The organism is Mycobacterium colombiense (assembly GCF_003284975.1).
Classification (GTDB): domain Bacteria; phylum Actinomycetota; class Actinomycetes; order Mycobacteriales; family Mycobacteriaceae; genus Mycobacterium; species Mycobacterium europaeum_A.
Window position 1 is genome coordinate 1 of record NZ_QMEU01000027.1, and the last position, 22,541, is coordinate 22,541.

Consider the following 22,541-nt stretch of genomic DNA (forward strand, 5'->3'; position numbering starts at 1 on the left):
TGTACCCGTCCATCGGCACCAACTGCCTGGCGGACGGCACCAGCGCCATCGCGACCGCGCTGTCGGTGGCGGGGCCGGCCAAGATTCCGCTGCCCGGCCCCGGGCCCGGCCAGACCGCCTACGTGTTCACCGCGGTCGGCACGCCCGGACCCGCCGAAGTGCAGAAGCTGCCGCTGAACGTCACCTGGGTGAACCTGACCACCGGCAAGTCGGGGACCGTCGCACTCAAGCCGCGTCCGGACATCAACCCGGAGGGGCCGACGACGCTGAGCGCGATCGCCGACACCGGTTCGGGCAGCATCATGTCGACGATCTTCGGGCAGGTCACCACCAAGGAAAAGCAGTGCCAGTTCATGCCCACGATCGGCTCGACGGTGGTGCCGTAGCAGACCACACCGCCGCACCGCCTTGAACGCGCGTGTCCCGACCGGGGGGCACGCGCGTTCTCGTCAATACGCCATGAACAGGATGGCGTCGCGGTCGTACTCGAGGCCAGGATGAACGCTGGCGAGGTGCGCCTGGGTCAACTCGACCAGTTCGTCCTCGTCCTTGCCGACGATGGCTTCGCCGCACGGACACGTTAGGTGTGTCTTCACGTTGTCGCCCTTCCCTTCTGTGGACCTGCTACTTCGCCGCTTTGGCTGCCGCTTTCATTTGCTTTTTGTACGCGCGCACTTTCCCCATCGACTGGGCATCGACGATATCGGCGACGGAGATGTGCGAACCCGCCCGGCCGAAGTCCCCCGCCGCGGCGCGCCAGCCCTTCGGCGTCACGCCGTACTGCTTGCCCAGCAGGGCCAAGAAGATCTTGGCCTTCACGTCCCCGAATCCCGGCAACCCCTTGATCCGCCGCAGCAGCTCGCTCCCGTCGGGGTCGCCGGCCGTCCACAATCCGGCCGCGTCGCCGTCGTAGCGGTCCACGATGATCTGCGCCAGCGCCTGGATGCGCTTGGCCATCGACCCCGGAAAGCGGTGTATCGCAGGGGTTTGCGAGCACAACGCGGCGAACTTGTCCGGGTCGTAGTCCGCGATATCGGCGGCCGAAAGGTGCGGGAAGCTGCCCATCCGGTCGGCGATCTTCTTCGGTCCGGCGAACGCCGTCTCGAAGGGAACCTGCTGATCCAGAACCATCCCGATGAGCAACGCCAACGGGCTCTCGTCCAGCAGCCTGTCGGCCTCGGGATCCTGAGCGAGGCAGAGTTTGTCCGTCAACGATCTTCCTTTCGCGCAGGCACCCTGGGACCGCGGACGCTATTGGTCGCAAGATTACTCACCGCCAATCACCGCGTTATCGTGGCGTGGTGGTGGATGAGGCCAAGTTGGCACTGATGCTGGACCGCGACGAACTGCATCAGCTCGTCACCGCGTATTGCCGAGCCGTCGACCGCGGCGACTATGCCGCCCTTCGCGGCCTGTATCACCCCGACGCGACGGACTCGCACGGCTCGTTTTCCGACGGCGGCGTCGAGCAGTTCATCGCGCAACTGCAAGCGGCCGAACCGTATGTGCTTGTCTCGCAACACAACATCACCACGACGAACTTCGTGGTGGACGGCGACACGGCCCGCGGCGAAATCTACTGCCTGGTGTTCCACACCTTCGCCGGCCCCGAACACAACATCGACGTCATCATCGGCGGACGGTACCTGGACAGCTACACCAGGCAGGAGGGCCGCTGGAAGTTCAGACAACGCACCATCGTGGCGGATTGGGCCTACCAGAACGACCCGTCCCAACTGAACTTCGCACACCCCAGCACCCGGGGAAGCCTGCGCGGCCAACCCGGCCAAGCCGACCCGTCGGTCGGCCTGTTCACCGCGCCCCAAGGCTGAATCCGGCAACGGGAATCGGCCGCCGCGGCCCGGGGTCGTCAGCCGCTCTTGCGGCGAAATTCCCGGCGGTTGCCCACGGCGCCGTGCGCGCGCGTTTGCTTGCCGGCGCCGTCCTTGTGATCGGAGCCGCTCGCGGATTTCGCCATCTTGCGGTCCAGGGCTTCACGGAATTTGCGCTTGGTGTCGTCGTCCGACCCGGGCGATCCGGCCCCCGACGACTCCGACGGCTTTGAACCTTGCGGGGCATTCGATGCGGCCATAGGGGGAGCCTAGCCCGGGTGTGCCGAAATGGTTGGGCAGGCGGCGCGGCTAGCGCATGCCCGGCGGCATGCCATAGACATGCGAGATCGGCAGCGTCAGCAACACCCGCCGGTCGGTGACCATGGCTTGCCGATATTCGTCCCAGTCCGGGTGCTCACCGGCGATGTTGCGGTACAACGCAATCAGCGCCTCCACCGTATCGTCGTCGGGCGCGGCCGCCGGCGGCGTCAGCTCGGCGGTGCCCTCGGCGACGGCATACGACCAGCCGTCGTCGGCGTCGACCAGGATCGAGGCCCGTGGGTCCCGACGCAGGTTGCGGGTCTTGGCGCGTGGCTCGGTGATCGACACCTGGATCACCATGTTGCGCGGGTCGAAGTGATAGCTCACGTTCGACAGCTGCGGCCGCCCGTCGCGCTTGATGGTGGCCAGTACCCCGAGGGAGTGTCCACTGATCAAGGCCAGCAATTTGTCGTCGAAGACTTGGCGTCCCATGACGAAAGCCTACGTCGCAGCCGGCCGGGCGGCCCGGGATAGTCGTTGCGCGGCCGACCTGGTGGAATCGGGGCATGACCAAGTACGCGGCGTTCCTGCGTGGCGTCAACGTCGGGGGCGTCAACCTCAAGATGGCCGAGGTGGCGGCGGCGCTGACCGACGCCGGGTTCACCCAGGTCCGGACCATCCTGGCCACCGGCAACGTGCTACTGGAGTCGACCGCCGGGGTGGCGTCGGTGCGCAAGAAGGTCGAGGCCGCGTTGCGTGACCGGTTCGGCTACGACGCGTGGGTGCTGGCCTATGACATCGACACGGTGCGCGCCGTGGTTGACGCCTATCCGTTCGAGCGCGAGGTCGACGGCTACCAGTCCTACGTCACGTTCGTCGCCGATAAGGCATTGCTCGATGAACTCGCCGCGCTCGGCGAGAAGGCCGGTCCCGACGAGAAGATCCGCCGCGGTGACGGCGTGATCTATTGGCAGGTCCCCAAGGGCGCCACGCTGGACAGCAGCATCGGCAAGACGATGGGCAAGCCGCGGTACAAGTCGTCGACCACGACACGCAACCTGCGCACGCTGGACAAGGTGTTGCGCTGAGACGCGAGGCTAACACGCCTGGGCGCAGGGGATTTCGACGCCCGCCTTACTCGTCGGGCACCGCTTCGATGTAGCGCACCGCATCGGCTTTATCCAACCCCAGTCCGCGTGCGACGCGGACGTATTCGCGGGCCGCGGCCGCCATCGCGGCGTCGGTCGGGTCGTAGCGCGCGATGAAAGTGCCGAAGCGGCCCCGGGTTTCGATGATGGCGGAGGTTTCCAGCTCGCGGTAGGCGCGCGCCACGGTGTTGACGGCGACGCCGAGCTGGCCGGCCAGATCGCGCACCGTGGGCAGACGCGTGCCGGGCGGCAACGCGCCCTCCCGAACTCCCTCGATGACCTGCGTGCGCAGTTGGTCGAACAACGGCTTTCCCGCCTTCATGTCGACCTTCAACCAGTCACCGAGCTCCACCCGTTCAGTATCCCCCAACCCCGGCTATCTTGGTGGGATGCGGGTAGCGGTGCTCAGCGGCGCGGGTATCTCCGCGGAGAGCGGTGTGCCGACCTTTCGCGATGACAAGAACGGATTGTGGGCCCGCTTCGACCCTTACGAGCTGTCCAGCACGCAGGGCTGGCGCGACAATCCGCAACGGGTGTGGGGCTGGTATCTGTGGCGCCACTATCTGGTCGCCGATGTCCAACCGAACGCGGGCCATCGAGCCATCGCCGCCTGGCAGGACGACGCCCAGGTCAGCGTCATCACCCAGAACGTCGACGACCTGCACGAGCGCGCGGGCAGCCGGTCGGTGCACCACCTGCACGGCAGCCTGTTCGAATTCCGTTGCGCGAGTTGCGGTATGGCCTACTCAGGGGCGCTGCCCGCGATGGCCGAACCGGCGCTGGAGGTGGAGCCCCCGGTGTGCCGCTGCGGCGGCCTGATCAGACCCGACATCGTGTGGTTCGGCGAACAGCTGCCCGACGAGCCGTGGCGGCGCGCGGTCGAGGCGACCGAGGCCGCCGACGTGATGGTGGTGGTCGGCACCTCGGCGATCGTGTATCCGGCGGCCGGGCTGGCCGAGTTGGCGCTGTCGCGCGGCACCGCCGTCATCGAGGTCAATCCCGAGGTCACTCCGCTGTCGGGCAGCGTGACGATCAGCATGCGCGAGACGGCCAGCCGGGCGCTGCCCGGGTTGTTGCAGCGGCTACCGGCCCTGCTGAACTGATCGGGCCGGCCGGTCAGGGCCGGCGCGCGCGGCCGAGCAGCAACTCCGAGACCGGCATCGGCGCCCAGGCCGGCAACGTGAACTCCCGCCGCGACGTGTCGACTTCGAAGCCCGCCTCGACGATCGAGCGCTCGGTGTCCCGATGGGTGTGGCAGTTGCCGAACAGCCGCGGCCACACCGTCGCATCGACGAAACGCTGAAAGCGGCCCCGCGCACCGGCACTGGCGATGTGCTCCAGATAGCGCAGCTCCCCGCCCGGCCGCAACAGCGAAAACAACCGCCGCAGAACGCTTTCGGGATCGCGGACCGAGCACAACACCAGCGAGCACACCACCGCGTCGAACGGCTCGGCGCCGCTGAACGCCTCGACCGTCTCGCCGGTGACGACAACGCGGAGGGGAACGGCCTGCGCCGCGGCGCGGGCCTGCGCGGCCAGCCGCGGTTCGGGTTCCACCGCGATCACCTCGTCGACCGAGTCCGGGTAGTGGGGAAAGTTGGTGCCGATGCCCGCGCCGACTTCGAGCACGCGACCCGACAGGCCGGCCAGATTCTCCCGGCGCATCGCCCGGATCGCCTCGGCTTCATGGGTGGCGACGACCGGCCAGACCCGCGCGAAGAAGGGGTTGTCGACCACCGTTGTCATACCGTTGTGAACCTTCCGACTCGCTTGCGCCCCACAATAGGTTCCCCACGACCCGACGGTCGGCGTTAACCGATATTGGGTACCGGCTCGGCGACCACCGGCGCCGGCAGCTCGACGGGCTCCGGCACCGGCCCGAGATGATCCCCGGTTTCGGCGGCCGCTCCCTCGCTGATGCCGAACCGGTCGTGCAGCCACGCCAGGGGTTTGGGCGCCCACCAATTCCACCGGCCCATCACGTGCATGAAGGCCGGCACGACCACCATCCGCACCAGGGTGGCGTCGGCGAACACGGCGAGCGTCAGGCCGAGGCCGAACATTCGCATGAACGAGACGTGCGCCGCGATCAGCGCGGCGAAGGACATCGACATCACCAACGCGGCCGCGGTGATCACCCGGCCGGTGCGGGCGACGCCGAGCGCCACGCTTTCGTCGTTGGCGGCGTGGGCCTGCTTCGCGGTCGGCCTCGCCGGCCGGGCGGCGCCGGACGCCAGCCAGTACTCGCGGATCCGGGAGAGCAGGAAGACCTCGTAGTCCATGGACAGCCCGAAGGCGATGCAGAACAGCAGCACCGGCATGTTGGCCACCAGCGTCCCGCTGGGCGTGGTGCCGAGCGCGCCGAGGTGGCCGTCCTGGAAGATCCACACCAGCGCGCCGAACGCCGCCGTCAATGACAGGAAATTGCAGGCCAGCGCCTTGACCGGCAGCAGCACGCTGCCGGTGAGCAGGAACAGCAACACGAAGGTGATCGCCGCCATCAGCCCGAGCACCAGCGGCAGCCGGTCGGTCACGGCGTCGACGCTGTCGCGGTTGACCTGTGCCACCCCGCCCATCTCGACGGATCGGCCCGCGGGTCCGGGCACCTCGTGCAACCGTCGGAGCTGGGCGTCGTTCGCCGCCGAGAACAGCGACGCGGTGCTGCTGACGGTCAGAAAGGCGCTGCCGCCGGCCAGCCCGGTGGGCCCGGCCGGCGGTCCCACCCGGTTGCCCGCAGCGAAGGTGCCGCCGGGGGCGGACACCGACGACACGTCGGCGACCAGGGACAGCGCGGCGGCGTAGGAGTCGAGGTCCGTGGGGTTCAGGTCGATGGCGTCGGGGATGACGACGGGCACCGACGTCGCCGAGTCGTGTGCGAAGTCGTTGCGCAGCCGATCACCGACCTGATGCGCCGACGCCGACGGCGGCAGCACCCGGTCGTCGGGGAAGCCCCAGGTCACACGCAAGAACGGATATCCGAGCAGCAACAGCAGCGCCACGACCGTCAGCCCGATCGGGGCCCAGCGACGCATCACGAACTTGGTGGACCGGTACCAGAACAGTTGCTCGACGGGCTTGTGCACCGGTTCCGGGCCCTTCTTGTTAAGCAACGTTCGCCGCAAGAACCGGCGCACGTCGAGCGCGTCCAGCCGCGGGCCCAACAGCACGATCGCGGCCGGGGTGAGCACGATCGAGGCGGCCGCGACGAAGGCGACGGTCGCCACGCCGGCGTAGGCGAACGACTTGAGGAAGTACATCGGGAACGCCACCGTCGCCGACATCGACAACGCCACGGTGACCGCGGAGAACAGCACGGTGCGCCCGGAGGCGGCCATGGTCCGGATGAGCGCTTGCTCCCGGTCGTGACCCTCGGCCAATTCGTCGCGGTAGCGGCTGACGATCAGCAGGGTGTAGTCGATCGCCAGGGCCAGGCCAAGGGCGGTGCTCAGGTTGAGGGCGAAGATCGACACTTCGGTGTTGAAGGTGATGAGGCGCAGCACCGACATCGAGCCGACGACGGCCAGCGCGCCCAGCGCCATCGGTAACGCCGCGGCCAGCAGCCCGCCGAACACCCAGATCAGCACCAGGAAGCTCAGCGGCAGCGCGATCATCTCCATCACCAGCAGGTCGGCCTGGTTCTGCGTGTTGATCTGCGCGTACTGCATCGCCGCGCCGCCGGCGCGCACGGTCACGCCGTCGCGGTCGTGGATGTATTGGTCGGCCAGCGTCTGGGCGTTGCTTTGGGCGTAGTTCTCGCCGCCTTTGAGGTTGACCACGACGAGCCCGGACTTGCCGTCGCGGCTCACCAGGTCGGCCGCGGCCTGGGGCGGGGCGGTCCACGGCGAGGAGACGTTGTAGACCAGCGGGGACCGTTGCAGCTGGTCGACGAGGTCGGTGCCCACCTTGCGGGCCTGCTCGCTGTCGCTGCCGCCCGGGGCGGTCACCAGGATCAGCACCTGCTGGCCGCTCTGGCCGAATTTGTCGCTCAACACGCCGATGGCGTGGGCCGACTCGGAGTCCGGGTCCTGGAAACCGCCCGGCGACAGGCTCTTGGCGACGGGGACGCCGAAGATCGCGGCGGCGATGAAGACCAGCACACCGGTCGCGAGGATGCGGCGGGGCGCCCTGATGGCGACTCGGGCGATTCTTCGCAGCATTTCGAGCCCTTCCGCTGCCGGTGCCCCGTTGCGCTGGCCGCTGGCTTGTCGGCGACAACGTAACAAACGCTAATTTCCACGCGTCAAACAGTGTTCCGCCCTAAACACGGAAGCGACCGGCTGAACCGTTCAATGCCGCGTTTTAAACCGCGCCGACAGTAAGAGTCCGGCCAGAAAAATGTGCCGTAACTAAGCAGCTCACGGGCCAGATCGTGGCGCAGCCGCCGGTCAACCTACCCGCCGGTAAATTGCCAAGATTTTCCGAATCGTGACTCAAAGATTCCTTAATGGTGGCCCATACGCTCAGTGTCATGTGGATCGACGACACAAGTGCCGACGTCATCAAAGTTGACTTCGATGCCCTTTACCACGGCGACGTCCTGGTGGAAGGCGAGACCTCGGAGCAGTTCGAAGAACTGCAAGCCGCGAGCTGAGGCCGGCCATGAGCATGCTCGCACGCCTATTGATGGCCGAACCCAACGTCAGTCGATGGTTCCGTAAGTAATCATTGAGCCTGGTAATGAAAGCCCCCCGCCGATGCGGGGGGCTTTCGTCTTGCTGAACGCGTTACGGCTCAGCGGGGCGCCATGCGAATGGCGCCATCCAGGCGGATGACCTCGCCGTTGAGCATCGGGTTCTCCACGATGTGGACGGCCAGCGCGCCGTACTCGTCGGGGTCGCCCAGCCGGGCGGGGTGGGGCACCTGCTTGCCGAGCGACTTCTGCGCCTCCTCGGGCAGCGAACCCAGCAGTGGGGTCTTGAACAGCCCCGGCGCGATGGTGACCACGCGAATGAGCTCGCGGGACAGGTCGCGCGCGATCGGCAGGGTCATGCCGACCACGCCGCCCTTGGACGCCGAGTAGGCGGCCTGACCGATCTGGCCTTCGAACGCGGCGACCGAGGCGGTGTTGATGATGACGCCACGCTCTGGGCTTGCTTCGGGGCCGATCGGCTCGGTCTTGGCGATCCGCTCGGCGGCCAGCCGCAGCACGTTGAAAGTGCCGATCAGGTTGACCCCGACCACCTTCTTGAACCCGTCCAGCGGGAACGGCCCGTCCTTCGACAGCGTCTTGATGGCGTTGCCGATGCCGGCGCAGTTGACGTTGATGCGCAGCGTGCCCATCGATTCTGCGGCGTCCAGCGCCTTGCCGACGGCGGCCTCATCGGTGACGTCGGCCTCGACGAAGCGCGCGCGCTCCCCCAGCTCGCGGACCGCTTCTTCGCCGCGCAGGTCGATGACCACTACCTGGGCACCGCGGTCGAGCAGTCGCTTGGTGGTGGCCAGGCCCAGGCCCGACGCTCCCCCGGTGACGACGGCAACGGCGTCTTTGATCTCCATTCGAGTCCTTCCCTGATTCCCTGGATTCCAGCCAACTGGTTGGTTGGGACTATACCCAGTCGTTGAGTACGGATTCGGCGTCGGTCACCGGCGCCGCGGGGCGCGGTGTCTCCGGCGCGGTGCGGGAGAACCGCGGCGCCGGCAGCGGCTGCAGGCCGCCGTTGACTTCGTAGAAGGTGTTCCGCTCGGTGATGTGCGGTTCGGTCTGCACCTCGCCGAAGGCCAGCACCGGTGTCACGCACGCGTCGGAGTCGGCGAACACCTTGGCCCAGTGGTCGCGGTCGGCACTGGCGAACTTCTCGGTCAGCGCGGCCCGCAGTTCGGGCCAGCGGCCGACGTCGTTCTGCCCGGGCAGGTCGGCGCCGTCCAGGCCGAGCCCGGTCAGCATGGCGGCGTAGAACTGCGGCTCGATGGCGCCGACGGCGACGTAGCGACCGTCGGCGCACTCGTAGGTGTCGTAGTAGGGTGCGCCGCCGTCGAGCAGGTTGGTGCCGCGCGCGTCGGTCCACATGCCCGAGGCCCGCATCTGCCACATCATCTGGACCAGCACGCTGGAGCCGTCGACCATCGCGGCGTCGACGACCTGCCCCTTGCCCGAGGTCTGGCGTTCCCACAGCGCGGACAGGATGCCGAGCAGCAAGAACATCGAACCGCCGCCGAAGTCACCGACCAGGTTCAGCGGCGGGACCGGCCGTTCGTTGGCCCGGCCGATGGAGTGCAGGATGCCGTTCAGCGAGATGTAGTTGATGTCGTGACCCGCCTGCTGGCTGCGCGGGCCGGTCTGGCCCCAGCCGGTCATCCGCGCGTACACCAGCCGGTCGTTGACCTTCGCGCAGTCGTCGGGGCCCAGGCCGAGCCGCTCGGTGACGCCCGGGCGGTAGCCCTCGATCAGCACGTCGGCCTTGGCGATCAGCTTGAGGACGAGGCCGCGGCCTTCGTCGGATTTCAGGTCGGCGGTCACCACCCGCCGGTTGCGCATCATGGCGTCCTTCGCGACGCCCCCGGGACCTGATGAGGGGCGGTCGATGCGCACCACGTCGGCGCCCAGGTCCCCCAGGATCATCGCGGCGTGTGGGCCGGGGCCGATGCCGGCCAGCTCGACAACACGCAGTCCCTTCAACGGTCCAGCCACGATCCACCGACCTTTCGTCCGCTCTGACGCCGTTCGCTACCAAACAACCGGTCGTTCGACATCTTCGCAGCCGCGCCGGAGGGCCGCGCACCCCGGTCACTTATGGTGAGCCCATGCCTTCATCCGCGATCGCCACCCTCGCCCCCGTCGCGGGCCTTGACGTCACGCTGTCCGACGGCGTGTTGTCGGTGACCATCAACCGGCCCGACAGCCTGAATTCGCTGACCATTCCGGTGATCACCGGAATCGCGGACGCGTTGGAGCACGCGGGCACCGACCCCGAAGTCAAGGTGGTGCGCATCGGCGGCGCCGGACGCGGCTTCAGCTCCGGGGCGGGCATCAGCGCCGAAGACGTTTCCGACGGCGGCGGCGTCCCACCGGACGAGATCATCCTCGAGATCAACCGGCTGGTGCGCGCGATCACCGCGCTGCCGCACCCGGTGGTCGCCGTGGTTCAGGGACCCGCGGCGGGCGTCGGCGTCTCCATCGCCCTGGCCTGTGACGTCGTATTGGCTTCGGAGAGCGCGTTTTTCATGCTCGCCTTCACCAAGATCGGGTTGATGCCCGACGGCGGAGCGTCGGCGTTGGTGGCGGCAGCGGTCGGCCGCATCCGGGCCATGCAGATGGCGCTGCTTCCCGAACGGTTGACGGCCGCCGAGGCGTTGTCGTGGGGGCTGGTCACCGCGGTCTACCCGGCCAACGATTTCGACGCCGAGGTGGACAAGGTCATCGCGCGGCTGCTGGGTGGTCCGGCGGTGGCCTTCGCCAAGACCAAGCTGGCCATCAACGCGGCCACGCTGACCCAGTTGGACCCCGCCCTGCAACGCGAGTTCGACGGGCAATCGGTGCTGCTGAAATCCCCCGACTTCGTCGAGGGCGCATCGGCCTTCCAGCAGCGGCGCGCCGCCAACTTCACCGATCGCTGAAAGTTGTGGCGCTGATCGGCCGCAACGCTTAATCCGCCTGTGATGCGGTAATCCTCTCCGTCAGACTCGCTGACGAACGACGGAGGATCGATGCCCGAACAGGTGCGGTGCCTGGTGACCGGAGCGACCGGCTACATCGGCGGGCGCCTGGTGCCCCGGCTGCTCGACGAGGGGCATCGCGTCCGTGCGCTGGCGCGCAACCCCGACAAGCTGGCGCAGGTGCCGTGGCGACAACGCGCGGAGGTCGCGCGCGGGGACCTCGCTGACGTCGATTCACTGATCACCGCGTTCGACGGCATCGACGTGGTGTACTACCTCGTCCATTCGATGGGCAGCTCCAAGGATTTCGCCGCCGAGGAAACCCGCGCCGTCGGCAACGTCGTGACGGCCGCGCGGCGCGCCGGGGTGCGGCGCGTGGTGTACCTGAGCGGGCTGCACCCCGAAAAGAGTGATCTCTCACCGCATCTCGCGTCGCGCAAGGCGGTCGGGGACGCGCTGATCGACTCCGGCATCGAGGCCGTGGTGTTGCAGGCCGGGGTGGTCATCGGCTCGGGGTCGGCGTCGTTCGAGATGATCCGGCACCTCACCGACCGGTTACCGGTGATGACCACGCCGAAATGGGTGCACAACAAGATCCAGCCGATCGCGGTGCGCGACGTGCTGTACTACCTGGCCGCTGCGGCGACCGCCCCGGTCCCGACGTCGCGCACCTGGGATATCGGCGGCCCCGACGTGCTGGAATACGGCGACATGATGCGGGTCTACGCCGAGGTCGCGGGGTTGAGCAGGCGCTACCTGTTCGTGCTGCCGTTCCTGACCCCGGCGATCGCCAGCCTCTGGGTGGGCACCGTGACCCCGATTCCGTCCGGGCTGGCGCGGCCGCTGGTCGAATCGCTGGAATGCGATGCGGTGATGCGCAATGCGGACATCGACGGCGTCATAGCGCCGCCGCCGGGCGGGCTGACGGGCTACCGTCGCGCGGTCGAGCTGGCGCTGCACCGCGCCAGCCGCGGCCTGCCCGATGCGTCCTGGTCGTCGCTGGGGTCCGAGCCGGCCGACCCGCTGCCGACGGACCCGAACTGGGCAGGCGAGATCGTCTACACCGATGTTCGAACCGCCACGACCGCCGCCGAGCCCGGCGAGCTCTGGTCGGTGGTGGAGGGCGTCGTGAACTCGCGCGCCGCCGACTGGCAGGTCGAGGAACGCACGGCGGGAACCCTGCTGCGGTTGCGTTCCACCAAGCGAGCTCCGGGACGCGAGTGGCTCGAGATTGCGATCACCGGCCAAGACGGCGGCGGCGCCGGCTATACCCAGCGATCTACTTTTTTGCCCAGGGGCCTACCCGGGCGGGTGTACTGGCTGTTCGTTCGGCCCGCCCATGCCGCCGCGATGCGCGCTTTTGCCCGCGACGTCGTCGCGTCCGCGGATAGTCAGGTCAGACGCCGAACATCGGGGGCAGCACGAGAACCATGATCAGCCCCCACACCAAGTGGGTGAGCATCGGGGCCAGGACACCCCCGGTGGCCCGGCGCTCGAACGCGCACACCGTCCCCAAGATGATCGCGGCGAAGCCGAGCATCGGGTTGCCGCTGGCCAGCGTCGCGCACGTATAAAGGACGGTCGAGATCAGCACGGGGTGATATCGGCCCAGTGCCGTGTAGAGCGCCCCGCGAAAGAAGACTTCCTCCGCGACGCCGTTGACCAGCGTGATCGCCACGATCACCGGATACCAGCCGTGGTGGGCGTAGAGCAGTACCCGGGTGATCAACTCCGCCACGGGAGTGATCTGGCGAACGATCAGCCCGCCTACGATGAACGCCCCACCCACCAGCAGGCCGACCCCGGTGCCGGTGATGACCGGCCGCTGATTTCGGCCCCGCCAGCAGATGCCGCCCAGATGCAGCGGGCCGGAGACCAACGCTCCCGCGGTCCACACCGCCGCCAGCACCAGCGTCAGCCAGTAAAAGCTTGCATCCCCCGGATGGCGCCGCAACGAGAACCCGAGCACGCCGGCCCCGATGACCACCGTGATGGCCACAATGACCCGCCGGCGCCGCACCACCCCGGGCGATTCATTATGTGGCACAGCAACATTGGTGATCGCACGCCGGAACTCGGTGAAGACGTCGGTGTGGTACGGGCTCGTCGACTGGCTCATGCGGGACGCACCTTCGGAGTCAGGGCAATCAGGAGGTCGAGGCCGGTGCGCACCGCTCCGGCCACCGGGCCGGGGACCCTGTTCACCAGGCCCAGGGTCGGCCGCACGACGGATGGGGTGACCCGACGGGCGAGTCGGCGGATGCGCAGCGCGTCGCCACCCGCCCAGGCGGGATCGGTGTTGGCGAGGTGGTGCGGGTCGGCCAGCGCATTGACCGGACGCGGCCGGTGCTTGTACTGGCCGGCCAGGGCCAGGGCCATGGATTCGTCGATGCCCAGCAGGCCCCCGGGCGGGTCGGGAACCCGATCGCGCAGGCCGCTGGCGGAGGCCACCATCGGGTGGTCCAGCGATTCGACCAGATCCCCCGCCAGCCCGTGCGGCACCGGCAGCGCGACGCCGGTGATCAGCGACGCCAAGGTGGTGTCGATCCTGCCGACCGGCAGTCCGGTGTGCCAGCGCCCGGAGACGCGCGCGTACGCCTTGAGCAGGTCGCGGTAGGACGTGGTCTCGGGGCCGGCGATGTCGTATGCCCCGGCGGGCACCAAGTCCCGGTCGGCCGCGGCGACGAGGTAGTGCAGCACGTCGCGGATGGAGATGGGGTCGATCGGGTTGTCCATCCAGCTCGGGATGGGGATCAGCGGGAACCGGTCGCCGACGTAGCGCATCATCTCGAACGACGTCGAGCCGGCACCGATGATGATCGCCGCGCCCAGCCACACCAGCTCCGGGCCGTCCGGGAGGGTGAGCGCCTCGGCCACCTCGGCCCGGCTTGCCAAGTGCTCGGACAGGTCTTCGTCGGCGGGCACGAAGCCGCCCAGGTAGACGATGCGCCGCACCCCGGCGTCGCGGGCCGCCGCCGCGAAGTTCGCCGCCGCGGTCTTGTCCGCATCGCGAAAACCCGGCTGACCGATCGCGTGCACCAGGTAATACGCCACGTCGACGGGCCCGCAACCGGCGAACGCCGACGCCAGCGACGCGGGGTCGGCGGCATCCAGTTTCACCGGCTTGACGTCGTCGAACCAGCCGAAGCGCTTGAGCCGCGCCGGGTTTCGAGTCGCGGCCGCCACCTGATGCTGATTGGCCAGCAGCGCGGTGACCAGGCGTGATCCCACATAACCGGTGGCACCGGTGACCAGAGCCTGCATACCCCGACCCTAACCGGACGACGCCGCGCGCCGCTCGAGGCGTGCGCAGGAGTCGGACGATTGCGCGAAGCGGGCCGCCCGCGCGGTGTTCAGTTGAACCGGCGGCGCCGCGGCACCGTCACCTGTACGTGGACCATGAGAGAAGCCGTGAATTCGCCGGCTCGTCGGGCATCGCGCCGAGAAATCCGTCCATTGCCGGCGTTGCGGTGAAGTTTCCACCCAATCGCTATACCCAAAGCGAAGCCATCTGCGCGCTCACCGACATCGCCGGTCCGGACTTTCGCCGTTTCGCGTCGAGCAGCGGGGTGGAGTTCCGCAATACCGCACTGCGGCTGCCGCGCTATCGCGAGCTGAGCGGCTTCACCGAGGCCAACGACGCCTACCTCGAGGTCGCGCTCGACCTGGGTGAGCAGGCGCTGGTGGCCGCGCTGGATGAGGCCAAGGTCAAGCCATCGGAGCTCGACATCGTGTTCTCCACGACGGTCACCGGGCTGGCGGTTCCCACGCTGGAGGCGCGGCTGGCGACGCGGGTCGGGCTGCGCCCCGACGTCAAGCGTGTCCCGCTGTTCGGCCTGGGATGTGTCGCCGGTGCGGCGGGTGTGGCGCGTATGCACGACTACCTGCGCGCCTTCCCCGATCACACGGCCGCGCTGCTCGCGGTGGAGCTGTGCTCGCTGACCGTTCAACGCCAGGACAAGTCGGTCGCCAATCTCGTCGCCACCAGCCTGTTCGGGGACGGGTCGGCGGCGGTGATCACCGAGGGCGCCAACCGCGCCGGCCGCGAACACACCGGTCCTCGCGTGCTGGCCACCCGCAGCCACCTCTATCCCGATACCGAGGGGATCATGGGCTGGAAGATCGGCGCCGACGGCTTCCGGATCGTGTTGTCCGCCGACGTCGCCACCATCGCCGAGAAACATCTGGGCGACGACGTCGGCGATTTCCTCGCCGACCACGGGCTGGCCCCGCGCGATGTGACGACCTGGGTGTGCCACCCGGGCGGCCCGCGGGTGATAGAGACCGTCGAGAGCGTCCTGGACCTCCCCCCGGACGCTCTCGACCACACACGAAACTCGTTGCGCCAGAACGGCAACCTGTCGTCGGTCTCGGTGCTCGACGTGCTCGCGGCCAACCTCGCCGATCCGCCCCCGCCGGGTTCGATCGGGTTGATGATCGCGATGGGCCCGGCGTTCTGCTCCGAGCTGGTGCTGCTGGCCTGGTAGAGCTGGTAAAGACTGTAGCCATGTATTACCTGCTGGTGCTGGCGGTCGGGCTGGAGCGCGTGGCGGAGCTGATGGTGTCCACCCGCAATGCACGATGGTCGTTTACGCAGGGCGGCAAGGAGTTTGGCCGGTCCCATTATCCGGTGATGGTGACCATTCACACCGCGTTGCTGGTCGGCTGCCTCGTCGAGCCGTGGGCGCTGCACCGGCCCTTCATCGCGTGGTTGGGCTGGCCGATGCTGGCGGTGGTGGTGGTCAGCCAGGCGCTGCGCTGGTGGTGCATCACGACGCTGGGCCGGCGATGGAACACCCGCGTGATCGTGCTGCCGCAGGCGCCGCTGGTGCGTCAGGGCCCCTACCGCTGGCTGCACCACCCGAACTATGTTGCAGTGGTGGCCGAAGGGTTGGCGTTGCCGCTGGTGCATACGGCGTGGCTGACCGCGGCGCTGTTCACGCTGGCCAACGCCGCGTTGCTCAGGGTGCGCCTGCAGGTGGAGAACTCGGCGTTGGGCTACACGTGACCGGGTACGACGCGGACCTGTTGATCGTCGGCGGCGGCCCGGGCGGGCTGGCGACGGCGTTACACGCTCGCCGCCAAGGACTTTCGGTGATCGTGGCCGAACCGCGGGACGGCCCCATCGACAAGGCGTGTGGCGAGGGGTTGATGCCGGGCGGCTTGGCCGAATTGACCTCGTTGGGCGTGGATCCCGTCGGCATGCCCTTTCACGGGATCGCGTACGTGAGTGAGCGGCGGCGAGCGCAGGCGCAATTTCGTGGCGGGCCGGGGCGCGGCGTGCGCCGCACAACGTTGCACGCGGCGCTGGCCGCGCGCGCCAAGGAGCAGGACACCGACTGGATCCGCGCGCGGGTAACGAAGGTGGCGCAGGACGCCCACGGCGTCTCGGCCGCCGGGGTTCGCGCGAAATGGTTGGTGGCCGCCGACGGGCTGCATTCGCAGGTGCGTCGCGCCGTCGGAATCACCGCGACCGCGGGGACGCCGCGACGCTACGGCGTGCGTTGGCACTACCGGGTGCCGGCCTGGTCGGAATTCGTCGAGGTGCACTGGTCGCGCTGGGGCGAGGCGTACGTGACACCGGTCGAGCCCGACCTGGTCGGTGTGGCCATCCTGTCGCGCGGCCGGCCCGATCTGGCGTGGTTCCCGCGGCTGGCCCGCCAGCTGCAGGGCGCCGTGCCCGGGCAGCCCCGCGGCTGCGGCCCCCTGCGGCAGGTGGTCTCGCGCCGGGTCGCGGGGCGCGTGCTGCTGGTCGGGGACGCGGCCGGCTACGAGGACGCGCTCACCGGCGAGGGCATCAGCCTGGCGTTCAAGCAGTCCGCCGCGGCGGTCGACGCCATCGTCAACGCGAGGCCGGCCGCGTACGAGAAGGCGTGGCACCGGATCACCCGCGATTATCGGCTGCTCACCCGCACGCTGGTGCTGGCCAGCACGCCGCGGCCGGTGCGCCGCGCGGTCGTCCCGACCTGCGAGTTGCTACCCGCGATGTTCGGCCGCGGGGTCAACATCCTCGCGCATTAGCGCTGATATCGCGCCCGCACTAGCGCGCCTTCCACACCGGCTCCCGCTTCTCGGCGAACGCCAACGGTCCCTCTTTGGCGTCCTCGGACTTGAGCAGCGCCTTCATCTCGCGAATGGTGCGCTCCCAGCCCGGTTCGTCGCCGACGACGACACCGTCGTCGACGCCGTAGGCCACCCGCTTGCTGGCCTGCACCGATAGCGGCGCGTTGACGGTGACGCGCTCGGCCAGGGCCAGCGCGGCGTCCAGCACGCAGCCCTGCGCGACGACCTCGTTGATCAGGCCCCATTCGCAGGCGGCGGCCGCGGACAGCGGTTCGCCGGTCAGCAGCAGCCGCATCGCCACCTTGCGGGGCAGCTGCTCGACGATGCGGAACACGCCGCCCGCGGCGGCGATCAGGCCGCGCTTGACCTCGGGCAGACCGAACTGCGCGCGTTCGTCGGCCACCACCAGATCGCTGGCCAGCGCCAACTCGGTGCCACCGCCCAGGGCGGTACCGTTGACCGCCGCGATCGTGGGCTTGTCGATGAAGTGGTGCACGTACCCGGCGAAGCCCCATTCGGGATGGTCCGGGTGATACAGATTCTCCCGGCGCGCGATCGCCTTGAGGTCGGCCCCGGCGCAGAACGACTTGTCGCCGGCGCCGGTGACCACCACCGCCCGCACCTCGGGGTCGTGCTGCGCCTCGTCGAGCGCATCCCCGAGGCCGATGCTGACGGCGGCGTTCACCGCGTTGCGGGCTTCCGGCCGGTTGATGGTTATCACCATCACGTTGCCCCGACGCTCGGCCAGGGCCCCCGGCGGCTGGGTCACAACAGTTCCACGATGGTGGCGTTGGCCTGGCCGCCGCCTTCACACATGGTCTGCAGCCCGTACTGAATTCCCTTGTCCCGCATGTGATACAGCAGCGTGGTCATGATCCGGGCACCGGATCCGCCGAGCGGGTGGCCCAGCGCGATGGCGCCGCCGTTGGGGTTGAGCTTGCTCTCGTCGGCGCCGATGTCCTTGAGCCAGGCCAGCGGGACCGGCGCGAACGCCTCGTTGACCTCGTAGGCGCCGATGTCGCCGATCGACAGTCCGGATCGCTTGAGCACCTTCTGGGTGGCCGGGATGGGCGCAGTCAGCATGATCACCGGGTCGGCGCCGGCCAGGGTCGCGGTGTGCACCTTGGCTATCGGCTTGAGCCCCAGTTCCTTGGCCTTCTCGGCGGACATGAACAGGATCGCCGCCGAGCCGTCGGAGATCTGCGACGAGTTGCCGGCGTGGATCACGCCGTCCTCCTTGAAGGCCGGCTTCAGCGAGGCCATCTTCTCCATTGGCGTGCCGCGGCGGATGCCCTCGTCCTTGAGGACGACGTTTCCCTCGGAGTCCTTGATCCCGACGATCTGGTCGTCGAAAGCGCCGGAATCCTGTGCGGCGGCGGCCTTTTCGTGTGAGTCGAGGCTGAACTGGTCCAGCGTGGTGCGGTCGAACCCCCACTGCTCGGCGATCATCTCCGCGCCGATGCCCTGGTTGGGGATCTGGCCTTGGTAGCGGTCCAGGAAGGCCTGGGGATACGGGCGCCCGCCGTTGGCCAGCGAGGCACCCATCGGGGTCCGCGACATCGACTCGACACCACCGGCGACGACGACGTCGTAATGTCCGGCGACGACGCCGGCGGCCGCGAAGTGGATGGACTGCTGGCTCGAGCCGCACTGGCGGTCCACGGTCACGCCCGGGACGGTCTCGGGCCAGCCGGCGGTCAGCAGGGCGGTGCGGCCGATGTCGAGGGCCTGCTCGCCGGCCTGCATGACGCAGCCCCAGATGACGTCGTCGACCAGGGCCGGGTCGACGCCCGCCTTGTCGACCAGGCCGTTGAGCACCTGCGCGGAAAGATCCGCCGGGTGCACCCCGGACAATCCGCCGTTGCGCTTGCCGATCGGTGAACGCACTGCCTCGACGATGACGGCTTCAGCCATGGTCTTGTCTCCTTTGACACGTGGACTTCGAAAGAATGGAGTCTTTCCTCGATTGTCAACCAAGGGGTTGGGCGGGTGGAGCCCGGGGGTGGTTCTGGCGCGAAGCCGGGCTCGCCGCGCGCCGGCGAACCAGAATTTTGTTCTCCTGGCCGCGGCTGCAGGGCAATAATGGTCGGGTGAAGCGGCTCAACGGCATGGACGCGATGCTGCTGTACAGCGAGACGCCGAGCCTGCATACCCACACCTTGAAGGTGGCGATCGTCGACACCGCCGGCTACGACGGCGAGGTCAGCTTCGACGTTTTCCGACGCACGCTGCACCGGCGACTGCATCGGCTGGATCCGTTGCGCTACAAGCTGATCGACATCCCGTGGCGATTGCATCGTCCGATGTGGCTGCAGAATTGCGCGGTCGACCTCGACTATCATGTGCGGCGCGTTCGGGTGCCCGCCCCGGGCGGCCGCCGCGAGCTCGACGAGGTGATCGGACAGATTGCCGGGGTGCCCCTGGACCGCAACCGTCCGCTGTGGGAGTTCCACTTCGCCGAAGGCTTGGCGGACAACAAGTTCGCGATCATCGGCAAGATGCACCACGCCCTGGCCGACGGCGTCGCCTCAGCCAATCTGCTGACCAGACTCATGGATCTGACCGGCCCGGTGCAGGACGACCGGGACAACGACACGACGTGCACTCCGCCCTCGACGGCGCGGCTGCTGCGTGCGGCCGCCGCGGATCATGCCCGGCAGGCCGCCGCGTTACCCGGGGTGCTAGCCGAGGCGCTGAGCGGGGCGCGGCGGCTGCGGCGGCGTGCCCGGCAGCGCGGCAGCCAACCGGACCTCGCCCGGATGCTGCACGCGCCGCCGACTTTCCTCAACCACATCGTCTCGCCAGCAAGGACTTTCGCCACCGCGACACTGTCGCTACCTCAGGTCAAACAGACCGGTAAGCAGCTGCAGATCACCATCAACGACATGGTGATGGCGATCGCTGCGGGCGCGCTGCGCGAACTGCTCTTGCGCTACGACGGCAGCGCAAACCAGCCCCTGGTCGCCTCCGTCCCGGCCACTACGGACAGATCACCGCAGCGGATCAGCGGCAACGAGCTCGGCGGCATGGCGGTGTCGCTACCCACCCACATCGGCGATCCGCTGCGACGGGTGCGCCTGACGTCGGTGGCAACGACGATTGCCAAGGAGAACAACGAGCTGTTCGGCCCGGAACTCTATGGCAGGTTGATCAGCTACCTGCCGGGCGCTGCGGCCCCCCTGGCGTTCCGGTGGCTGGCCCGGCGGTACACCCGAAACAGGTTGTTCAACATCCCGATCTCCAACGTGATGGGGCCGCGTGAGCGCGGCCGTATCGCCGGTGCCCCGGTCAGTGAAATCTATTCCGCCGGACCGTTGATCACCGCCTGCGGGATCAACATCACCGTGTGGAGCTACGTCGATCAGCTCAACATATCGGTGATCGCCGACGACCGCACCCTGGGCGACCCCCATGAACTCACCGACGCCATGATCGGCGCATTCCGCGAAATCCGCGCTGCCGCAGGCTTGTCCGATGACCTAACCACCGTGCCGGGCGCGATGCCGCAAGCCACGGCGAAGCCCTAGCCCAGGACGGGAAAGCGTCGCTGGCGAGCCAAGCCGTCCAGGGCGGCCTGCATGACCGAACGGACATGCGCGTCAACGTCGGCGACGCCGGGCTCATCGCCGAACCGGGTGGCGACGTCGATCGGCTCGAGGACTGCGCTGACGATCTTGGTCGGCAACGGCAGGTTGGGTGGCACGATCATGCTGAGCCCGAACGGAAATCCCACGGTGATGGGCAGAATGTCCGAGCGCCAGCGCGACAGGCCCAGCCGCTTGGCCAGCCACGTCCCGCGGGTGAGGAACAGCTGGCTTTCCTGTCCACCGATGGAGACCACCGGCACGATCGGCACCCGCGCGTCGATCGCCGCCCTGACGTACCCGGTGCGACCGTTGAAATCGATGACGTTCTCGGCCAAGGTCGGTCGATAGGCGTCGTAAACGCCGCCCGGAAACACCAGCACCACACCGCCGGATCGCAACGCCTGCGCGGTGTTCTTCGACGTCGCGCGAATGACCCCGAGTCGGGTCAGCCATCCCGACATCGGCCCGACGAACATCCCGTCGTGGCCGAGCGTGTACAACGGGCGTCGGTAGCCGAACCTTCGGTAGAACGCCGCCGCGAAGATCAGCACGTCGGGCGTGAGCATGCCGCCCGAGTGGTTGCCGACGATCAGGGCACCGCCACGAGGCGGCACCGATTCCAGCCCATGCACCTCGAAGCGAAACCAGCGCCGCGCCAGGGGTTCTGCCGCGGTGACGAAACGCTCGGTAAAGTCCGGATCCCACTCGCCGACTTGGTGGGAGGTCACGACATCGGGGTGAATTCGAGGTGTAGCTCGGACAGGCCCCGCATCTGCCAGGTCGGGTCGTAGGTGTAGCGGCGGGCGTCCCGCGGTCCGTGCTCGGCCTCGGCGATCGCGATGTCTCCCATCCGGTCGAGTATGCGGTTCAACGAGATCCGCCCCTCCGCGCGGGCCAGCGGTGCGCCCGGGCACGAGTGATTGCCGCGACCGAAGGCCACATGCTCGCGCACGTTGGGCCGGTCGATGCGGAACTCGTCGGGCTGCTCGAACTTTCGCGCATCCCGATTGCTCGCGCCGGGTAGCAACATGACGGTGCTTCCCGCCGGGACCTCGGTGTCGCCGATCGATGTCGTCGTGCGCGCCATCCGGAAGTGACATTTGACCGGGCTCTCCATGCGGAGCGTCTCTTCGACGAAATTCGGTATGCGGCCGCGGTCTTCCCGGAGCAGCTTTTGCAACTCCGGGTTCTCCGCGAGCGTGCGGACGCCAAAGCTCAGCAGCTTCGTCGTGGTTTCCTGACCGGCCGCGAACAGGAACGTCGCCAGCCGGACGACGTCTATGACATCGGGAGTCGAACCGTCGGGATACTTCGCCTGGGCCAGCTCGGTCAACACGTCTTCGCGTGGCGCTCGGCGGCGTTCGGTGATGTGCGTGGTGAATTTCTCGTCGAGGTATTCCAGCGGATTGTGCGCGCGCGTCACCGAGTCGTCCTCGACACCACCGGAGAACTTGCCCGAGAACACATCCCGAAACTCTTCGTGATCCTCGATGGGAACTCCCAACAGGTCGGCGATGACCAGGCCGGAGAACGGTCGCGCGTACTGGTCGAGGAATTCGCAGCGGCCGCGGGACATGAACTCGTCGAGCTGCTCATCGGCGAGTCGCCACATGAAGTCTTCGTTTTCCTTGAGCCGCTTGGGTGTGAGCAGGCGGCTGAGCAGACCCCGCGTGCGGGCGTGCTCCGGTGGGTCCTGCGTCACGATGTGTTCGCTCATCGGGATCTGCGAGCGGTGCTGTTCGATCAAGTGGCCGATGTCGTCGCCCTCGGGCTCGAACGGCAGCCCCGAAAACGGGCCGGCGACCGAGACGCAGGACGAGAACGCCGGATCCTTATAGACCGCGAGCGCTTCGGAGTGCCCCGTTACGGCCAGGACGCCCTGCTCGGGTCGTGCCAGCACCGGGCACCGCGCGCGCAGGTGGTCGAAGTACGGGTACGGATCGGGAATCAGGGACAGGTCGGTGAAGAAATCAACCGAATCGAATTCGCTCAACAGGACTCCTAGGCATCCAGGTAACCGCGCACCGACGTCAACCCGGGGGCGCGACCTCTCCAGC

The 22,541-nt window shown here is 68.3% G+C and carries 26 protein-coding genes; 11 read left to right on the forward strand and 15 right to left on the reverse strand.

Features of this window, described 5'->3' with window-relative positions:
- Positions 1-386 (forward strand): Rv1157c family protein (locus DQP58_RS11805; RefSeq protein ID WP_430915919.1); only part of this gene is annotated, 386 nt, incomplete at its 5' end.
- Positions 387-449: 63 nt separating this feature from the next.
- Here the strand turns inward: DQP58_RS11805 and DQP58_RS11810 are convergent.
- Together DQP58_RS11810 and DQP58_RS11815 are read right to left on the reverse strand one after the other, a co-directional pair.
- Positions 450-596, reverse strand: a complete 147-nt coding sequence (locus DQP58_RS11810) for a hypothetical protein (RefSeq protein WP_007169078.1) — start codon at positions 594-596, stop codon at positions 450-452.
- Positions 597-624: 28 nt separating this feature from the next.
- Positions 625-1,212, reverse strand: coding sequence for an HhH-GPD-type base excision DNA repair protein (locus tag DQP58_RS11815; protein ID WP_112708569.1), 588 nt, complete (start codon positions 1,210-1,212; stop codon positions 625-627).
- An 86-nt stretch (positions 1,213-1,298) separates the two neighbouring features.
- On the opposite strand from DQP58_RS11815, the gene DQP58_RS11820 reads away from it, so the two are divergent.
- Entirely contained in the window at positions 1,299-1,832 is a 534-nt protein-coding gene (locus tag DQP58_RS11820) for a nuclear transport factor 2 family protein (RefSeq protein WP_112708570.1), read from the forward strand.
- A 38-nt stretch (positions 1,833-1,870) separates the two neighbouring features.
- On the opposite strand, the gene DQP58_RS11825 is transcribed toward DQP58_RS11820, so the two are convergent.
- Positions 1,871-2,092, reverse strand: a complete 222-nt coding sequence (locus DQP58_RS11825) for a DUF5302 domain-containing protein (protein WP_066868699.1) — start codon at positions 2,090-2,092, stop codon at positions 1,871-1,873.
- 49 nt (positions 2,093-2,141) lie between these two features.
- Positions 2,142-2,585 carry a PPOX class F420-dependent oxidoreductase gene (locus DQP58_RS11830; protein ID WP_112708571.1) on the reverse strand — a complete coding sequence of 148 codons (444 nt, stop codon included), beginning with the start codon at positions 2,583-2,585 and terminating at the stop codon, positions 2,142-2,144.
- A 74-nt stretch (positions 2,586-2,659) separates the two neighbouring features.
- Here DQP58_RS11830 and DQP58_RS11835 point away from each other — a divergent pair, with 74 nt between their 5' ends.
- Positions 2,660-3,181, forward strand: a complete 522-nt coding sequence (locus tag DQP58_RS11835) for a DUF1697 domain-containing protein (RefSeq protein WP_112708572.1) — start codon at positions 2,660-2,662, stop codon at positions 3,179-3,181.
- Positions 3,182-3,227: 46 nt separating this feature from the next.
- Here DQP58_RS11835 and DQP58_RS11840 read toward each other — a convergent pair whose 3' ends face one another.
- Positions 3,228-3,593: a GntR family transcriptional regulator gene (locus tag DQP58_RS11840; protein WP_066868705.1), complete on the reverse strand. Its 366-nt coding sequence runs from the start codon at positions 3,591-3,593 to the stop codon at positions 3,228-3,230.
- Between the two features lie 37 nt (positions 3,594-3,630).
- On the opposite strand from DQP58_RS11840, the gene DQP58_RS11845 reads away from it, so the two are divergent.
- Positions 3,631-4,344 (forward strand): SIR2 family NAD-dependent protein deacylase, encoded by a 714-nt coding sequence (locus tag DQP58_RS11845; RefSeq protein WP_112708573.1) that lies wholly within the window; start codon positions 3,631-3,633, stop codon positions 4,342-4,344.
- A 13-nt stretch (positions 4,345-4,357) separates the two neighbouring features.
- Here the strand turns inward: DQP58_RS11845 and DQP58_RS11850 are convergent, their stop codons facing one another.
- Positions 4,358-4,987 carry a class I SAM-dependent methyltransferase gene (locus tag DQP58_RS11850; RefSeq protein WP_112708574.1) on the reverse strand — a complete coding sequence of 210 codons (630 nt, stop codon included), beginning with the start codon at positions 4,985-4,987 and terminating at the stop codon, positions 4,358-4,360.
- 65 nt (positions 4,988-5,052) lie between these two features.
- Positions 5,053-7,398, reverse strand: a complete 2,346-nt coding sequence (locus tag DQP58_RS11855; protein ID WP_112708575.1) for an MMPL family transporter — start codon at positions 7,396-7,398, stop codon at positions 5,053-5,055.
- A 311-nt stretch (positions 7,399-7,709) separates the two neighbouring features.
- Here DQP58_RS11855 and DQP58_RS27395 point away from each other — a divergent pair, with 311 nt between their 5' ends.
- Positions 7,710-7,832 (forward strand): hypothetical protein, encoded by a 123-nt coding sequence (locus tag DQP58_RS27395; RefSeq protein ID WP_112708577.1) that lies wholly within the window; start codon positions 7,710-7,712, stop codon positions 7,830-7,832.
- A 140-nt stretch (positions 7,833-7,972) separates the two neighbouring features.
- On the opposite strand, the gene DQP58_RS11870 is transcribed toward DQP58_RS27395, so the two are convergent.
- Positions 7,973-8,737 carry a 3-hydroxyacyl-CoA dehydrogenase gene (locus DQP58_RS11870; protein WP_112708578.1) on the reverse strand — a complete coding sequence of 255 codons (765 nt, stop codon included), beginning with the start codon at positions 8,735-8,737 and terminating at the stop codon, positions 7,973-7,975.
- A gap of 49 nt (positions 8,738-8,786) precedes the next feature.
- Positions 8,787-9,869: a CaiB/BaiF CoA transferase family protein gene (locus tag DQP58_RS11875; protein WP_112708579.1), complete on the reverse strand. Its 1,083-nt coding sequence runs from the start codon at positions 9,867-9,869 to the stop codon at positions 8,787-8,789.
- Positions 9,870-9,982: 113 nt separating this feature from the next.
- On the opposite strand from DQP58_RS11875, the gene DQP58_RS11880 reads away from it, so the two are divergent.
- The gene (locus DQP58_RS11880; RefSeq protein ID WP_112708580.1) at positions 9,983-10,795 is read left to right on the forward strand and encodes an enoyl-CoA hydratase; all 813 of its coding nucleotides are present in this window, start codon (positions 9,983-9,985) and stop codon (positions 10,793-10,795) included.
- Between the two features lie 90 nt (positions 10,796-10,885).
- Complete coding sequence (locus DQP58_RS11885) at positions 10,886-12,268, forward strand: DUF2867 domain-containing protein (RefSeq protein ID WP_112708581.1); 1,383 nt, start codon at positions 10,886-10,888, stop codon at positions 12,266-12,268.
- Here the strand turns inward: DQP58_RS11885 and DQP58_RS11890 are convergent.
- Both DQP58_RS11890 and DQP58_RS11895 read right to left on the reverse strand, forming a co-directional pair.
- Positions 12,231-12,953: a CPBP family intramembrane glutamic endopeptidase gene (locus DQP58_RS11890; RefSeq protein ID WP_112708582.1), complete on the reverse strand. Its 723-nt coding sequence runs from the start codon at positions 12,951-12,953 to the stop codon at positions 12,231-12,233. The two genes, DQP58_RS11885 and DQP58_RS11890, sit on opposite strands and share 38 nt — an antisense overlap.
- The gene (locus DQP58_RS11895) at positions 12,950-14,098 is read right to left on the reverse strand and encodes an NAD(P)H-binding protein (RefSeq protein ID WP_112708583.1); all 1,149 of its coding nucleotides are present in this window, start codon (positions 14,096-14,098) and stop codon (positions 12,950-12,952) included. The genes DQP58_RS11890 and DQP58_RS11895 overlap by 4 nt, the downstream gene beginning before the upstream one ends.
- A 128-nt stretch (positions 14,099-14,226) precedes the next feature.
- Between DQP58_RS11895 and DQP58_RS11900 the strand changes: the two genes are divergently transcribed.
- Genes DQP58_RS11900 through DQP58_RS11910 form a run of 3 tightly spaced genes read left to right on the forward strand, consistent with a single transcriptional unit; the run spans position 14,227 to position 16,855 of the window.
- Entirely contained in the window at positions 14,227-15,321 is a 1,095-nt protein-coding gene (locus DQP58_RS11900; RefSeq protein ID WP_112708584.1) for a type III polyketide synthase, read from the forward strand.
- A 20-nt stretch (positions 15,322-15,341) separates the two neighbouring features.
- Entirely contained in the window at positions 15,342-15,842 is a 501-nt protein-coding gene (locus DQP58_RS11905) for an isoprenylcysteine carboxyl methyltransferase family protein (RefSeq protein ID WP_112708585.1), read from the forward strand.
- On the forward strand, positions 15,839-16,855 hold the full coding sequence (locus tag DQP58_RS11910; protein ID WP_112708586.1) for an NAD(P)/FAD-dependent oxidoreductase: 1,017 nt from the start codon (positions 15,839-15,841) through the stop codon (positions 16,853-16,855). The genes DQP58_RS11905 and DQP58_RS11910 overlap by 4 nt, the downstream gene beginning before the upstream one ends.
- A 19-nt stretch (positions 16,856-16,874) precedes the next feature.
- On the opposite strand, the gene DQP58_RS11915 is transcribed toward DQP58_RS11910, so the two are convergent.
- Positions 16,875-17,666 (reverse strand): crotonase/enoyl-CoA hydratase family protein, encoded by a 792-nt coding sequence (locus DQP58_RS11915; protein WP_112708587.1) that lies wholly within the window; start codon positions 17,664-17,666, stop codon positions 16,875-16,877.
- Complete coding sequence (locus DQP58_RS11920) at positions 17,663-18,811, reverse strand: thiolase family protein (protein ID WP_112708588.1); 1,149 nt, start codon at positions 18,809-18,811, stop codon at positions 17,663-17,665. The genes DQP58_RS11915 and DQP58_RS11920 overlap by 4 nt, the downstream gene beginning before the upstream one ends.
- Before the next feature lie 176 nt (positions 18,812-18,987).
- Here DQP58_RS11920 and DQP58_RS11925 point away from each other — a divergent pair, with 176 nt between their 5' ends.
- Positions 18,988-20,424 carry a WS/DGAT/MGAT family O-acyltransferase gene (locus DQP58_RS11925; RefSeq protein WP_112708589.1) on the forward strand — a complete coding sequence of 479 codons (1,437 nt, stop codon included), beginning with the start codon at positions 18,988-18,990 and terminating at the stop codon, positions 20,422-20,424.
- Here the strand turns inward: DQP58_RS11925 and DQP58_RS11930 are convergent.
- Together DQP58_RS11930 and DQP58_RS11935 are read right to left on the reverse strand one after the other, a co-directional pair.
- Positions 20,421-21,227 carry a lysophospholipid acyltransferase family protein gene (locus tag DQP58_RS11930; RefSeq protein ID WP_430915931.1) on the reverse strand — a complete coding sequence of 269 codons (807 nt, stop codon included), beginning with the start codon at positions 21,225-21,227 and terminating at the stop codon, positions 20,421-20,423. The genes DQP58_RS11925 and DQP58_RS11930 overlap by 4 nt on opposite strands.
- Complete coding sequence (locus DQP58_RS11935) at positions 21,209-22,477, reverse strand: cytochrome P450 (RefSeq protein WP_112708591.1); 1,269 nt, start codon at positions 22,475-22,477, stop codon at positions 21,209-21,211. Before DQP58_RS11935 ends, DQP58_RS11930 begins: the two co-directional genes overlap by 19 nt.
- Positions 22,478-22,541 lie beyond the last annotated feature (64 nt).